Below are 12,707 nucleotides of genomic sequence, written 5' to 3'. Positions count from 1 at the left end.
CCGTCAGAAGGGGATTTATCCACCCCGCTCACGGCCGCTTGATGCGCCTTTGCCGGTTTCGTGAGAATTTCGCGGCCATTCCCAGCGTTTCGTAACATTTTCCGCCGCGCCGGCTGGAATTTGTTGCAAATCACCCGCTTCCGGGTTTGACAGATGCCACAGCCCTGCCTATAGACCGGGGCTCGAAGCATTCACGGGGCATCCGCGATTCCGCGCGCCTGCCCCACAGACGGAGACGGAGCGATGAAACGCACCTTTCAACCCTCGAACCTCGTGCGCAAACGCCGCCACGGCTTCCGCGCCCGCATGGCCAGCAAGGCCGGCCGCAAGATCCTGAACGCCCGCCGTGCGCGCGGCCGCAAGAAGCTGAGCGCGTAAGCGTTCGCCCGCACCTCCTGGTGCGGATTATCGCAATGAGCTGTCCTGAAACCGCCGGAGCCCTTGCTCGGGCGGTTTTCGCTTGTCCGGGCTCTCGTGCAACCTGTGTCGCCTGCCCCGCCCCAAGTCGCTCAACCAGGCGCGCTTTATCTGCACGGAGGCGGCAGGCGTGACCCCGGAAATCGAAATCCTGAAAAACCGCGCCGATTTCTTGGCCTGTGCTCGCGCCCGCAAGCAAGGCACCAAGGGTATGATAGTGCAGGCCCGGCGGCGCGGCGACGACGGCCCGATCCGCGTCGGTTTCACCTGCTCGAAAAAGGTCGGCAACGCCGTCGCTCGCAACCGCGCCAAGCGCCGCCTGCGCGAGGTCGCCCGGCTTGTGCTGCCTGCATACGGTCGCATGGGTTGGGACTACGTGCTGATCGGGCGGCAACGTGCCACAGCCGACCGCTCCTTTGAGGATCTCGAGCGCGACCTTATCTTTGCGTTGGACAAACTGCACAGTGGCTGACCCTTCATGACCCCGCTCGCCCACATCCTTGCCCTGCCGGTCCGGGCCTACCGGCTGATCTTCTCGCCCTGGGTCGGTCACAACTGCCGCTACGAGCCGACCTGCTCTGCCTATGCGCTCGAAGCGCTGGCGAAACACGGCGCGATCAAGGGCGGCTGGCTGGCGCTGCGCCGCATCCTGCGCTGCAATCCCTGGGGCTCCTGCGGCTATGATCCGGTGCCGGGCAGCGACAAACGCTGCGATCACGAGCACTAACCACAGGTCGCAGTGACAATATCGCGTGTCGCGCGCGGGCAATTGCAGCTTGGGCGATGGCTTTATGATCCGGCTAATCCACCCTAACGGAGAGCCGTCCATGACCACTGATCTTTCGAACGTGATCCGTCCCATCGCAACCGCCCACGGTTTGCCAAATGCGCATTACACCGACCCGGCGGTCTGGACCGAAGAACGTGAGGCGCTGCTCTTCAACCAGTGGGCCGGGCTCGACGTCGCCGCCGCGGTGCCCGAGCCGGGCGACGCCAAGCCGATCGACTTTCTTGGCGCGCCGCTTCTACTTTTACGCGACAAGCACGGCACTGTCCGGGTCTTTCACAACATCTGCCGCCACCGCGGCATGATACTGGTCTCGGAACCGCGCAAGATCGAAGGCGCCATTCGCTGCCCTTATCACTCCTGGTGCTACGCCCATGACGGCCGCCTGGTGGCGACACCGCATGTCGGCGGCCCCGGCATGAACACCCATGACGAGCTCGATCGCTCGGAACTGGGCCTCGTCGAAGTCCGCAGCCATATCTGGCGTGACGTGGTCTTCATCAATCTCAGTGGCACTGCCACACCATTCGAGGAGCTGCACGCCGGCCTGCTCGAACGCTGGAAGGAATTTGACTCCCCCGTCTATCACGGCGGCCCTGACAGCAGTTTCCAACTCGAAGTAAAGGGAAACTGGAAGCTTGCCGTCGAAAACTACTGCGAAAGCTACCACCTGCCTTGGGTGCATCCCGGCCTGAACAGCTATTCGCGCCTCGAAGACCATTACCACATCGAGGAACCGGGCCTCTATTCCGGCCAGGGCACGCTGGTCTATCGCCAGTTCAAGAATGGCGACGCCCCGGCCTTCCCCGACTTCCCCGGGCTTTCGTCGAAATGGGACGAAGGTGCGGAATATGTCGCGCTCTACCCCAACGTGCTGCTCGCCGCACAGCGTGACCACGGCTTCGCGATTATCCTCGAACCGCGCGGCATCGAAAATACTCTGGAACATATCCACCTCTACTATGCCGCGCCCGAGACCAACCCCGAGATGCGCACCCGCAACGCCGCCCAATGGGAGGAGGTCCTGGCCGAAGATGTTTTCGTCGTCGAAGGCATGCAGAAGGGCCGCCACACGCCCGGCTTCGACGGCGGGCGGTTCTCGCCGGCGATGGACGGGCCGACCCATGTCTTCCATGCCTGGGTGGCCGAGAACGTGGCCGCGCACCGGCAGAAGATGGCGGCCGAATGAGCAGTCTGGATGCGCGGCTCCTCTCGGCCCACGGCCGCGACGACCGCCGCGCACTGGTAGCGCTTTACGAAGAAGCCGCGGATGAGGCAGAAAACGAAACCGCCCGCGGTTTCTATCTCACCCACGCCTTTGTCTTCGCTCTGGAACTCGGCGATTCCCGCGCCGACACACTCCGAGCCCGCCTGCACGAAATGGGACGAATTTGAAGCGGATCGGCCGCTTTCAATACGCCGAGTGCGACCGGATGGACCTTGACCATCCCACCTCTTTGCATTCAAATCACACAATCTGAATGTATCTATGACTCCAGACTGTCACGGGAGGAAAGGACACCATGGCGTTCGAATTCAACGGCAAGTCAATCGAAACCAACCCGCAAGGCTATCTCGTCAACCAGGAAGACTGGTCCGAGGATCTCGCCCGCGCGATGGCCGAGGCCGAAAATATCGGGGAACTAACCGATCGGCACTGGGACGTGATCAACTACCTGCGCGACGAGTATTTCAACAATCGCGAGAACCAGCCCAATACCCGCTCCATCATCAAGGCGATGAGCGAAGAATGGGGAGAGAAGATCAAGCAAGGGGATCTCTACGCACTGTTCCCGCTCGATCCCTCGAAACAGGGCGGTCGCATCGCCGGCCTGCCGGAAAGCCGCCGTAAGGGTGGGTATTGATCCGTCTGCTTAACTGCACAGACGATTGTAGGGGCCGGTGACCACCAGAAGGCCCGGCCCCTCAGCTTTCTTGGTCCAGCCCCTCCGCGAGGCGAAAACCGATCCGCTTCGGAGCTTCCGCCTCGACGTCTTTCGGCAGCGCGCGCAGCACCACCGACAACTGGCTGACATGCTGAATGAGCTGGGTTTTCACCCCGTCGCCGCCGGTGCCGTAGAATGTCACGATATCAGGATCGAAAAAGCCCAACCCTTCGATCCGGATTACCCCGGCCTCGCCGCCGGCAAATCCCATCGCGACCTCGTGCTCGGCATCCAGCTGTTCTTCGAAGTTCTGGATGTAGAGGATCAGCCGCTCGTAAGCCCATTCCGCAGGGCTTTTCTGCGCCACAGGTTTCTTAGTCACCTCGCGCGGCACTTCGGTGCAGGGCGTGGTCCTCGGGTCGGCGTGCACCTCATGGCGGCGTGGGATCGCTTCGGCTTCCTGCGCTTCGGCGGCGGTCGCGATCTTGTCGTCCATGTCTTCGTCTCCACTCACAAAGGCAGCGCCGTGGTTTCTTTTATCTCCTCCATAACGAAACTCGCCGACATATCCGAGACCGGGATGCGGGCGATCACGCGTTTGTAAAACGTGTCATAAGCCGGCATATCCGCAACCCTCACCCGCAGAAGATAGTCCAGATCACCGGTCATCCGGTAGGCGCCGACCACTTCGGGCATCGCCCGGATCGTGGCGGCGAACCGATCCAGCCAGGCCGGATCGTGCGAATTCGTCCGCAACTGAACGATCACCTCCAGCGGGCAGCCTACCTTGGCCGGGTCCGCCAGCACCACCCGGCCCCGGATCACGCCGGCCTCTTCCATCGCCTTTATCCGCCGCCAGCAGGCATTGCGCGACAGCGCCACCTGCTCGGAGAGCTCATCCACCGTCAGGGTTGCATCGCGTTGCAGCAAACCCAGGATACGGCGATCTATTTCATCGATTTTTTGGCCCATGGATGAGATTCTATCCCGTTTCAAAGGCTAAATGAAGGATCATTGAGACAAAATCTCCCCCAGGTGCGGCTAATCTGCTTCCGAAAAGGACAGGAGACTACTCGATGCAAGATCAACCCCGCCCCAACGGCAGCTTCGCCCGTCTATTCCTCGATCACCCGGCGTCAGTTGATGAAAGCTATGTCGAGCATATGCGCTTTGCGCTTGGCTTCGCCGGCACACTGGCGCTGGCCGCCGGTGCCGCGCTGATACACGCTTTCATCCCCGCGGCCTGCGAGAGCACAGCTAGCAGCATCGTCAAGCGGCTCTATCCGCGCGTGGCGCACCGCGGGGCCGACGCCCAAGGCCAAGCCGAAAGGGTCTGATTGAAGGATACCGTCGCCGGGCCTTCACTCACGGGAACTGCTTGGAACCGGCGGCACCGGGCGCGGCGGCGCGGGGATGCGCCGCTGCCCCGTCTTCAGCTCAGAGTGCCGACCAGAGCCATGCGCCGTCCTCACGGCGCGCACGGGTGGCGCGTTGCTTCTCCAGCAAGTGGTTGAGATGCGCCACCGTCTCGACCAGCGCCAGCCCGTAGATGCCTTCGTCCACCCGCCGCTTGAAGAGCGGCGCGAAACACTCCGCCGCCACCCGTGGCCGGTCGAGATGGTCCACCAGCCGGTCGAGCGCATGGGTGTGGTTCTCTTCCAGTTGCCGCATCCTCAGCGGCAGCCCGGTGAAGGGCAGTTTGTGGCCCGACAGCACCAGTTGATCCTCGCGCGCGAACTGCGCCAGATGACGGCAGCTGTCCAGCCACTCGCCCAGCGGGTCAGCCTCCGGCTCGGCCGGGTAGACGCCGATATTGGGGCTGATCGAGGAGATCACCTGGTCGCCGGCGATCACCAGGTTGTCGTCGCGGCTCCAGAGTGTGACATGTTCAGGCGCATGGCCATGGCCCATGCGGACGTCCCAGTCCCGCCCTGCAGCACGAAACACCTGCCCGTCCTGCAGCCGGGTGAACCCCACCGGCAAGGGCGCACAGAGATCGGCGAAGTTGAACGGACGCTCCTCCAGGCGCTTTTTCAGATGGCCCGCGTCCATCCCCGCTGCGACCCAGTAGTCCACTGCTTGACGTGTCGGCCGGTCCTCCTCGTCGAGAATCAGCATCCGCGCCATCAGGTAAGCCGTGCGCGAGGTCAGAAGTTCGGCGCCGTGCTGCATCAGCCAGCCTGCCATGCCGACATGATCGGGGTGGTGGTGCGTCAGCAGGACCCGACCGACCGGCTTGGCCCCGAGCGGTCCATTGAGGATCGCCTCCCACATCGCAACCGAGCGGCGCGAATGCACGCCGGTGTCAACCACCGTCCAGTGATCGCCCTCGTCGAGCGCATAGACGTTCACGTGGTCGAGCGCCATCGGCAGCGGCAACCGCAGCCACAATACGCCTTCGGCCACTTCCGTGGCCTCCGCTTCGTCCGGCGGTGTCTCCCAAGGATACCGCAACTGCCCCACGCTGCCGTCCATCACGCGACCAGATCGTCAAGGCTCAGCGCGTAGAGGTCCACCGCCCCCTGCGTGGCGTGCGTCAAGAGCCCGGCATGCTCCGGCAACAACCGCTTGACATAGAATCGCGCCAGCCGGGTGCGTGGGCCTTCACCGTCTTCGGCGCAGGCGGCCTTGAGATGGTAATGCGCGCCCAGCACTCGGCCGAACCCCATCAGAAATGGCACCGACCCCGCAAAACGGTCGTTCATGTCGGACTGGGTCACCATCCACTCGGTCGCCTCGCGCAGCGATTCGGCGGCATCCCACACCACCTCGGCCATGACCGGATGCGCGCCGCGCGCCGCCTCGGCCTGGCGCGAGACCTCGTCGAGCACCGCGCAGGCGGCCTCGCCCCCGTCCATCAGCTTGCGGCCGACCAGGTCCATCGACTGGATGCCGTTGGTGCCTTCGTAGATCGTTGTCACCCGGACGTCGCGGGAATATTGCGCCGCGCCCGTCTCCTCGATGAAGCCCATGCCGCCATGGACCTGCACGCCCAACTCGCTGACACGGATACCGGTCTCGGTCCCGAAGGCCTTGGCGATCGGGGTCAGGAAGGCGGCCCTTGCCTGCCACTCGGCTTCGCCGGTGGCGTTGGCCATGTCGATGGCCACGGCACAGGCCATTGCGATCGCCCGGGCCGCGAACAGGTCGGCCTTCATCGATGCCAACATGCGGCGGACATCGGCATGGTCGATGATGGTTCCAGTGCCGTCGGCAATCGGACTGCGGCCCTGCTTGCGCTCTTGAGCATAGGCCAGCGCGTGCTGATAGGCCCCTTCGGCGGCGCCGATCCCCTGCACACCGACGCCGAGGCGGGCGTTGTTCATCATGGTGAACATCGCCGCCATGCCGCCATGCTCGGGCCCCACCAGCCAGCCTGTTGCCCCGTCATACTGCATCACGCAGGTGGGAGAGCCATGCAACCCCATCTTGTGCTCGAGGCTCACCACCTTCAGACTGTTGGCGCGGCCGGGCTTACCGGTCTCGTCTGGAATGTATTTCGGCACCAAAAACAGGCTGATCCCCTTGGTGCCCGGCACACCGTCGGGCAACCGCGCCAGCACCAGGTGGCAGATGTTTTCCGCGAAATCATTGTCGCCCCAGCTGATATAAATCTTCTGCCCGGAGATGGCATAGGATCCGTCGCCATTGGGCTCGGCCTTGGCACGCAGCGCCCCCACATCGGAGCCGGCCTGCGGTTCGGTCAGGTTCATCGTTCCGCACCAGTCGCCGGTCATCAGTTTCGGCAGATAGACCGCCTTCAACTCGTCGCTCGCGTGATGCTCCATCGCCTCGATCTGGCCCTGGGTCATCAACGGGTTCAGCTGCAGCGCCAGGCAGGCGCCGCTCATCATGTCGTTGACCGCAGTAGTGATCGTCATCGGCAGGCCCATCCCGCCATACTCGGGATCGCCCGAGATCGATACCCAGCCGCCCTCACGGATCGCCGTGTATCCCTTGTCGAAACCGGGACTGGTGCGTACCACGCCGTTCTCCAGCACCGCAGGGTGCAGATCGCCGGCGCGCTGCAGGGGCGCCAGCACCTCGTCGCACATCCGCGCCGCCTCTCCCAGGATGGCTTGAGTGACATCCGTCGTAGCCTCGGCGTATTTACTAGTGGCCGAAACCTGGTCGAACCCGACGACATGGTCCATGAGGAAAGCGAAATCCGAAACCGGGGCGCGATAGGGCATGTAAAAGCTCCTTGAAACTTGCGGCTTGGCTTTGAACCGGTGCGCTTGTATGCAGGTCCGCAGCCCAGCGTAAAGCATGATTTCCGCTCCAAGCCACCAAAACGCCGCGTCATGGCCGAACAGCTGTCCACCTCTTTTCTCATCCCCGACCCGGACGGGATAGACCAAGCCGCCGAAATCCTACGGGACGGCGGGCTGGTGGCGTTTCCCACTGAGACGGTCTACGGCCTCGGCGCCGATGCCCGCAACGACTTGGCCGTGGCGCGGATATTCGCGGCCAAGGGGCGTCCGCGGTTCAATCCCTTGATCGTCCATGTTGCCGATACGGTGGCGGCGCAGGCCTTCGTGACATGGTCTGACACCGCCGAAACGGTGGCGCGGGCGTTCTGGCCTGGTCCTCTGACACTGGTGCTGCCCCTGAAACCAGCGAGCGGCCTGTCGCCACTGGTCACCGCCGAGCTTCCCAGCCTTGCCATCCGCGTGCCCGCCCATCCCGTCGCGCGCGCGCTGCTCGAGGCGTTCGGTGGCCCGGTCGCCGCGCCCTCGGCCAACCCGTCGGGCCGCATCAGCCCGACTGCGGCGGCGCATGTCGCGGCCGGTCTGGATGGCCGGATCGAGGCGATCCTCGATGGTGGCCCCTGTGGCGTCGGCCTCGAAAGCACCATCGTCGGCCTCACCGACGCACCGACCCTCCTGCGTCCCGGCGGTGTTGCGACGGAAGAGATCGAAGCCGTGCTCGGCGCCTCGCTTGCAACTCCCTCCGGCGACGACATCACCGCCCCTGGACAGCTTTCCTCACATTATGCCCCGGGCGCGCCGGTCCGGCTGGAGGCGACCGACAAGCGACCCGGCGAGAAACTGCTCGGCTTCGGTCCGGTGCGCGACGCCGACCTGAACCTGTCGCCGACCGGCGATTTGATCGAGGCGGCGGCCAATCTTTTTGCCATGCTGCATGCCATTGACGATGGCCACAGCCCGATTGCCGTCTCGCCGATCCCCGAAACTGGCCTGGGTCGCGCCATCAACGACCGGCTGCGCCGCGCCGCCGCGCCGCGGTGACGTCGTACAGTCCCTGCCAGAGGGCGGGTGTGGGGTTCTTGGGACTGTACCGCTGAACCAGCGTCGAGAGAGAGCGCTCTGGCGGGGGCGTCTCGTCAGGCTCGGCCGGCCGCCGCCGAAAGGCCCAGCGGATCGACGCCAAGTGTCTTCAGCGCTGCGCTCCATTTCGTGGCGTCTGCCGGGTCGAATACCAGCCCTGGATCGGCATCGCAGGTCAGCCAGCCATTGGCCAGGATTTCGCTTTCGAGCTGTCCCGGCCCCCAGCCGGCATATCCCAGCGCCATGATCGCCTGATCCGGCCCGCGGCCGGCGGCGAGTTCCTCGAGAATGTCGAGCGTCGCCGTCATCCCAAAGGCGCCGTTCACCTCCAGGGTAGAGATCGGCGAGACATAGTCGGCAGAATGCAGCACGAAACCGCGCCCCGACTCCACCGGCCCGCCGAAATGCACCACCCCGTCGCGGGCACAGGTGCCGTCGCCGATTTCCAACTGCTCGACGAGGTCGGACAGCCGCAGGTCCGGCATCGGCTTGTTCACAATCAGCCCCATCGCCCCGTCGGGCGAATGGGCGCAGATCAGCACCACGGAATGCTCGAAACGTGGATCACCCATGCCCGGCATGGCGATCAGGAGCTTTGCCGTCAGGTCGGTCTCGGAGAAATCGGGGGCGTCGGTCATAACCCCAAGATGCGCCGCCTCTGCGTCGGTTTCAAGCGCGGGTTTTGCGCAACTGCGACCACTGCTCGCCGGATTGTGAGTTGGCATTTCAGTGCCCAGGCGCCATCTGTGCGTCATGAACCTGCGCCTGATCGCCCTTTTTGCCTATCTCTTGCTGGCCGCCCTCCCGGCTCGGGCGAACCCCTATGCCGACGTGGTCGAGACTCGCATCCTGCCGGGCTGGCGCACGGCTGACGGCTCTCTGATGGCCGGGCTCGAAATCACTCTCGCCCCGGGCTGGAAGACCTATTGGCGCAGTCCCGGCGACGCCGGCATCCCGCCGCTGTTCGACTGGTCGCGCTCGCGCAATCTCGAGGGGGTCGAGATTGCGTGGCCGACGCCGCATGTTTTCGATCAGAACGGATTGCGCACCATCGGATACAAGGACCGCGTCGTGTTGCCGATCACTGTGGCGCCACGCAAGTCCGGGGCCCCGGTGCGGCTCTCCGGTACGATCGATATCGGCATCTGTCGCGATGTCTGCGTGCCGGTACGGATCGAGATCAGCGAGACTCTCCGGAGCACGGCCGCGCAGCCCGATCCGGTCATCGCCGCAGCGCTGGCCGAACGGCCGTTTTCCAGCCGCGAAGCCGGGCTGACAGACGCGGCCTGCACCGTATCCGCGGCCGCGGACGGCCTGTCGCTGCGGGCCGAGTTTACCCTGCCGTCGACCGGCGGGCGGGAAATGGCGGTTGTCGAGACCGGCGACCCGATGATCTGGGCCTCCGAACCGCGCATCACCCGTAAGGGTGGTCGGCTTTTCGCCGAATTCGATCTGATGCACGCCTCGGGCGGCCCGTTTGCGATTGACCGCTCGGCGCTGCGCTTCACCATCCTCGGCAAGAAACACGCCGTCGATATCCAGGGCTGCGATCGCTGAGCGACGCAACCCTGCCAAAAACACACATAAACCCTTTGTATAAATCGCCCGCTTAAACTCTGGCCCAATGGCATTCACGCATGGGCCCGGCATGGTCGCGCCATCACCGGGGGCAGATCAACGGAGCGGCGACATGACGGTTATCACGGGCACTTTGGGCGACGACAGGCTGTTGGGCACCGCGGGCGACGACACGCTGATTTCTCTCAGCGGCAACGACACATTGATCGGTCGCGGCGGCGCCGACACGTACCAGCTTGATTTCCAGGCCATGCCCCTGTCGCCTACTCGGCTTTTCATCATCAACGAAAGCAACCGGGGTGACGGTGCGATCGACACCATCACCGGCCTCGGGTCACTGATGATGTATCACTTCGGCGGCGTGCTCGATTTCACCCGTTTCACCCGCGGCGGGACCAATGGCGACCAACTTCTGGCAACCACCGCCTCGAGCCCGAGCTGGTACAACCAAGTCGGCTATGTCTCGGGCGATATCCGCATCGTGAACCAATACAACCCTGCCACGCCCCACGCCCAGGTTGAGGTTCTGGTCGCAGGCGGTGTCACCTACAACCTGCTCATCACCGACACGGGAACCGCCGGCAACGATATCATCACCGGCTGGAACGGTTTCGACACGCTTATCGGCGGAGACGGCACCGATTACATCTCGGGCGGCGGCCGGCGCGACGAAATTCATGGCGATGGCGGCAACGACACCCTCTTTGGCGACAACGGCAATGACCGGATCTATGGCGGGCTGGGTGAAGACCGGATTTTCGGCGACGCCCATAATGATCGTATCTGGGGAGGCGACGGCTTCGATACGATCGACGGCGGCACTGGCAACGATGTTCTGCGCGGTGAAGACGGCGACGATTCCCTGATCGGCGGTGACGGCGACGACCGTCTGGTCGGCGGGCGCGGGACCGACACGCTCGACGGCAGCGCCGGCAACGACACACTGCTCGGCGGTAACAACCGCGACATCTACTCAATCTCAACTACCGTTGCGCAGCACGATGTGGTGATCGACAACGGCCCTCCACCCAGCCCCACCCTGCCGGCTTATTCAAACCATGAACGCGACGTGATCGAGATCCTGGGCTTTGCCTCTTACGAAGAAGCGATCCACAATATCAGCTTCACCATATCCGGCGATGACTTGGTCATCACCTATACCAACCCCGCCATGGCCCCGGGCGAATCCGGTTCGATCACTATTTCCGGCCAGTTCGCCGGCCCAAGAAGCGAAGTTGAACTGATCTCGTTCGGGCCGACGGGCGGTATCCTAGGCTACGAAGGCATCCAGGCGCATCACATCTCGCTCTTGAGCGGCGACGATTTCACCTACTCGGTCCACAACTATGCCGATTGGGGCGGCGAAGATATCGTTCTGGGCACCGCAGGCGATGACGAGATCTACGGCGGGCTCGCCAATGACATCCTTGTCGGCATGGGCGGCGCCGACGTGTTCATGTTCCACGACGAAGAAGACAACAACGCCGGGCACGACATCATTCTCGACTTCGATATTACCGACGACCTGATCGATGTTAGCGAAATCGCCGGCCTTGGCTGGGGCGGCCTCACCGTCACCCAGAACAGCTGGGGCAACGCGGTGATCTCCAGCGCTTACTTCGAAATCGAACTGGCCGGCGTGACGGCGGCCGAGGTCACAGCGGACATCTTCGTCTTCGCGTGACACCGTGCCGGTCGACGCGCGGCGCCGGCACTCAGTGATCCCGTGCCGACGGCACTGATTCCAACCGGGCAAAGCGTGCGTCCGCATCGGCGCGCAGTTGCGAAAGCTCAGTCCTGAACCGCCGGTTTTCCGCATTGAGTTCTGCGATGTAGAGATGCGCGTGTTCCAGCTCGTTCAGCATCCGCCCGAGCTTGTCGGTCACGTCGACGGGCGTGTGTTCCGGCGCGGGTCCGACATTCGGGAGGTGGCCGAGGCGGAGCATGGCTTCGGTATGTTCGGCGATGCTGGGCAGGTCATAGTCATCCGAGAACACCCGGTCGCAGCCGCCGCCGCAGCCGGTGCCGCCGGTGGTGAGGCTGCCTGCGAGGACGGCATCGCACGCCGGTCTGATCTCGAACAGCTTGGTCTTGTTGGCGGGCGAGGTCCCGAAGCCGATCAGCCCCGCGCTATCCATGACAAAAACCCGAGCTGGGTGCGCCTTTTTTGAATGGTGAAAGGGGTGGTGGTTTCGTCATGGGCCTGCTGAAATCCGGAAGTGCCTGCGGCAATGTCCCAGATCTGGTAAGTTGTGCCGCGCCATGTGCCCTGTTGCATCCTCAAGGTTGGCGTGGCGGGATCCATAACGTGAAGAGGTTTGGCCGGAGCTGGCCGCCCGAAACCAACGTGTCCATTCGAGCCAACCCATAGAGCAAAGTCGTTGGACGCGGTGTTGGACCCGGACACGATCCCAAAAGGAAGAGAACCGTTTTCGATGTCGACGATTCGGAAAATATTTCCGCCACTTGAATCCGCGCTGACTTCCCAATCAGGACCGTTGCTGTCTTCAAACGTAATCATTGGTAAATCTGATTTGACATGAATGCCGAAAGTATTCGCATCCCCTGAAGCGCACTCATACCCCGCACAGAGCCCGCCATCGACGATCACGTCTTCGTTGAACACCTGCTCGGCCGGCAGCGGCGGGGTCAGGGCGAGCATGGTGGCCAGTGTGGTGAGGGCGGTGACGGAGAGGCGCTCGAGGCGCGTTACGGCGCCACCATCCCGCAACTGCGCACCTTCTGCCT

17 protein-coding genes are annotated in these 12,707 nt (G+C 63.7%); 10 read left to right on the top strand and 7 right to left on the bottom strand.

The genetic code is table 11. The features are described from left to right. Positions 1-243: 243 nt before the first annotated feature. The 6 genes from rpmH (at position 244) to NO357_RS20945 (ending at position 3,069) form a co-directional block, all read left to right on the top strand. Positions 244-378 carry a 50S ribosomal protein L34 gene (rpmH, locus tag NO357_RS20970; RefSeq protein ID WP_306737711.1) on the top strand — a complete coding sequence of 45 codons (135 nt, stop codon included), beginning with the start codon at positions 244-246 and terminating at the stop codon, positions 376-378. A 148-nt stretch (positions 379-526) separates the two neighbouring features. Further along, positions 527-889, top strand: a complete 363-nt coding sequence (gene rnpA, locus NO357_RS20965; protein ID WP_306737732.1) for a ribonuclease P protein component — start codon at positions 527-529, stop codon at positions 887-889. 6 nt (positions 890-895) lie between these two features. Continuing rightward, on the top strand, positions 896-1,144 hold the full coding sequence (yidD, locus tag NO357_RS20960) for a membrane protein insertion efficiency factor YidD (RefSeq protein WP_306737710.1): 249 nt from the start codon (positions 896-898) through the stop codon (positions 1,142-1,144). Positions 1,145-1,244: 100 nt separating this feature from the next. Next, entirely contained in the window at positions 1,245-2,393 is a 1,149-nt protein-coding gene (locus tag NO357_RS20955) for an aromatic ring-hydroxylating oxygenase subunit alpha (RefSeq protein WP_306737709.1), read from the top strand. Continuing rightward, positions 2,390-2,599: a hypothetical protein gene (locus NO357_RS20950; RefSeq protein ID WP_306737708.1), complete on the top strand. Its 210-nt coding sequence runs from the start codon at positions 2,390-2,392 to the stop codon at positions 2,597-2,599. The genes NO357_RS20955 and NO357_RS20950 overlap by 4 nt, the downstream gene beginning before the upstream one ends. Before the next feature lie 128 nt (positions 2,600-2,727). Next, positions 2,728-3,069: a TusE/DsrC/DsvC family sulfur relay protein gene (locus NO357_RS20945; RefSeq protein ID WP_306737707.1), complete on the top strand. Its 342-nt coding sequence runs from the start codon at positions 2,728-2,730 to the stop codon at positions 3,067-3,069. A 61-nt stretch (positions 3,070-3,130) separates the two neighbouring features. Here the strand turns inward: NO357_RS20945 and NO357_RS20940 are convergent, their stop codons facing one another. Together NO357_RS20940 and NO357_RS20935 are read right to left on the bottom strand one after the other, a co-directional pair. Then, positions 3,131-3,586 carry a DUF6173 family protein gene (locus NO357_RS20940; protein WP_306737706.1) on the bottom strand — a complete coding sequence of 152 codons (456 nt, stop codon included), beginning with the start codon at positions 3,584-3,586 and terminating at the stop codon, positions 3,131-3,133. Positions 3,587-3,600: 14 nt separating this feature from the next. Beyond that, positions 3,601-4,062, bottom strand: a complete 462-nt coding sequence (locus NO357_RS20935; RefSeq protein ID WP_306737705.1) for an Lrp/AsnC family transcriptional regulator — start codon at positions 4,060-4,062, stop codon at positions 3,601-3,603. Between the two features lie 104 nt (positions 4,063-4,166). Between NO357_RS20935 and NO357_RS20930 the strand changes: the two genes are divergently transcribed. Continuing rightward, positions 4,167-4,427 carry a DUF6356 family protein gene (locus NO357_RS20930; RefSeq protein ID WP_306737704.1) on the top strand — a complete coding sequence of 87 codons (261 nt, stop codon included), beginning with the start codon at positions 4,167-4,169 and terminating at the stop codon, positions 4,425-4,427. A gap of 100 nt (positions 4,428-4,527) precedes the next feature. Here the strand turns inward: NO357_RS20930 and NO357_RS20925 are convergent, their stop codons facing one another. Both NO357_RS20925 and NO357_RS20920 read right to left on the bottom strand, forming a co-directional pair. Further along, positions 4,528-5,565, bottom strand: a complete 1,038-nt coding sequence (locus NO357_RS20925) for an MBL fold metallo-hydrolase (protein WP_306737731.1) — start codon at positions 5,563-5,565, stop codon at positions 4,528-4,530. Next, a complete protein-coding gene (locus tag NO357_RS20920; protein ID WP_306737703.1) occupies positions 5,565-7,283 on the bottom strand; it encodes an acyl-CoA dehydrogenase in 1,719 nt (572 codons plus the stop codon). Before NO357_RS20920 ends, NO357_RS20925 begins: the two co-directional genes overlap by 1 nt. A 111-nt stretch (positions 7,284-7,394) precedes the next feature. Here NO357_RS20920 and NO357_RS20915 point away from each other — a divergent pair, with 111 nt between their 5' ends. Next, complete coding sequence (locus NO357_RS20915) at positions 7,395-8,342, top strand: L-threonylcarbamoyladenylate synthase (RefSeq protein ID WP_306737702.1); 948 nt, start codon at positions 7,395-7,397, stop codon at positions 8,340-8,342. A gap of 95 nt (positions 8,343-8,437) precedes the next feature. On the opposite strand, the gene NO357_RS20910 is transcribed toward NO357_RS20915, so the two are convergent. Further along, positions 8,438-9,019, bottom strand: a complete 582-nt coding sequence (locus tag NO357_RS20910) for a YqgE/AlgH family protein (RefSeq protein WP_306737701.1) — start codon at positions 9,017-9,019, stop codon at positions 8,438-8,440. Positions 9,020-9,134: 115 nt separating this feature from the next. Here NO357_RS20910 and NO357_RS20905 point away from each other — a divergent pair, with 115 nt between their 5' ends. Together NO357_RS20905 and NO357_RS20900 are read left to right on the top strand one after the other, a co-directional pair. Beyond that, entirely contained in the window at positions 9,135-9,938 is an 804-nt protein-coding gene (locus tag NO357_RS20905) for a protein-disulfide reductase DsbD domain-containing protein (protein WP_306737700.1), read from the top strand. A gap of 133 nt (positions 9,939-10,071) precedes the next feature. Beyond that, positions 10,072-11,643 (top strand): calcium-binding protein, encoded by a 1,572-nt coding sequence (locus NO357_RS20900; RefSeq protein ID WP_306737699.1) that lies wholly within the window; start codon positions 10,072-10,074, stop codon positions 11,641-11,643. Positions 11,644-11,674: 31 nt separating this feature from the next. Here the strand turns inward: NO357_RS20900 and NO357_RS20895 are convergent, their stop codons facing one another. Together NO357_RS20895 and NO357_RS20890 are read right to left on the bottom strand one after the other, a co-directional pair. Beyond that, positions 11,675-12,097 carry a hypothetical protein gene (locus NO357_RS20895; protein ID WP_306737698.1) on the bottom strand — a complete coding sequence of 141 codons (423 nt, stop codon included), beginning with the start codon at positions 12,095-12,097 and terminating at the stop codon, positions 11,675-11,677. After that, on the bottom strand, positions 12,079-12,690 hold the full coding sequence (locus tag NO357_RS20890; RefSeq protein ID WP_306737697.1) for a hypothetical protein: 612 nt from the start codon (positions 12,688-12,690) through the stop codon (positions 12,079-12,081). Before NO357_RS20890 ends, NO357_RS20895 begins: the two co-directional genes overlap by 19 nt. Positions 12,691-12,707: the final 17 nt, after the last annotated feature.

Source organism: Marimonas arenosa (genome assembly GCF_030848945.1).
Classification (GTDB): Bacteria; Pseudomonadota; Alphaproteobacteria; order Rhodobacterales; family Rhodobacteraceae; genus Marimonas; species Marimonas arenosa.
The sequence above is the reverse complement of the archived record's forward strand: the minus strand, read 5'-3'. Positions and strand labels throughout refer to the sequence as shown.

What these genes read in the sequence shown, in the direction of transcription:
- rpmH (WP_306737711.1), top strand. Translation starts at nt 244, where the DNA reads ATGAAACGCACCTTTCAACCCTCGAACCTCGTGCGCAAACGCCGCCAC.
- yidD (WP_306737710.1), top strand. Translation starts at nt 896, where the DNA reads ATGACCCCGCTCGCCCACATCCTTGCCCTGCCGGTCCGGGCCTACCGG.
- NO357_RS20955 (WP_306737709.1), top strand. Translation starts at nt 1,245, where the DNA reads ATGACCACTGATCTTTCGAACGTGATCCGTCCCATCGCAACCGCCCAC.
- NO357_RS20950 (WP_306737708.1), top strand. Translation starts at nt 2,390, where the DNA reads ATGAGCAGTCTGGATGCGCGGCTCCTCTCGGCCCACGGCCGCGACGAC.
- NO357_RS20945 (WP_306737707.1), top strand. Translation starts at nt 2,728, where the DNA reads ATGGCGTTCGAATTCAACGGCAAGTCAATCGAAACCAACCCGCAAGGC.
- NO357_RS20940 (WP_306737706.1), bottom strand. Translation starts at nt 3,586, where the DNA reads ATGGACGACAAGATCGCGACCGCCGCCGAAGCGCAGGAAGCCGAAGCG.
- NO357_RS20935 (WP_306737705.1), bottom strand. Translation starts at nt 4,062, where the DNA reads ATGGGCCAAAAAATCGATGAAATAGATCGCCGTATCCTGGGTTTGCTG.
- NO357_RS20930 (WP_306737704.1), top strand. Translation starts at nt 4,167, where the DNA reads ATGCAAGATCAACCCCGCCCCAACGGCAGCTTCGCCCGTCTATTCCTC.
- NO357_RS20925 (WP_306737731.1), bottom strand. Translation starts at nt 5,565, where the DNA reads ATGGACGGCAGCGTGGGGCAGTTGCGGTATCCTTGGGAGACACCGCCG.
- NO357_RS20920 (WP_306737703.1), bottom strand. Translation starts at nt 7,283, where the DNA reads ATGCCCTATCGCGCCCCGGTTTCGGATTTCGCTTTCCTCATGGACCAT.
- NO357_RS20915 (WP_306737702.1), top strand. Translation starts at nt 7,395, where the DNA reads ATGGCCGAACAGCTGTCCACCTCTTTTCTCATCCCCGACCCGGACGGG.
- NO357_RS20910 (WP_306737701.1), bottom strand. Translation starts at nt 9,019, where the DNA reads ATGACCGACGCCCCCGATTTCTCCGAGACCGACCTGACGGCAAAGCTC.
- NO357_RS20905 (WP_306737700.1), top strand. Translation starts at nt 9,135, where the DNA reads ATGAACCTGCGCCTGATCGCCCTTTTTGCCTATCTCTTGCTGGCCGCC.
- NO357_RS20900 (WP_306737699.1), top strand. Translation starts at nt 10,072, where the DNA reads ATGACGGTTATCACGGGCACTTTGGGCGACGACAGGCTGTTGGGCACC.
- NO357_RS20895 (WP_306737698.1), bottom strand. Translation starts at nt 12,097, where the DNA reads ATGGATAGCGCGGGGCTGATCGGCTTCGGGACCTCGCCCGCCAACAAG.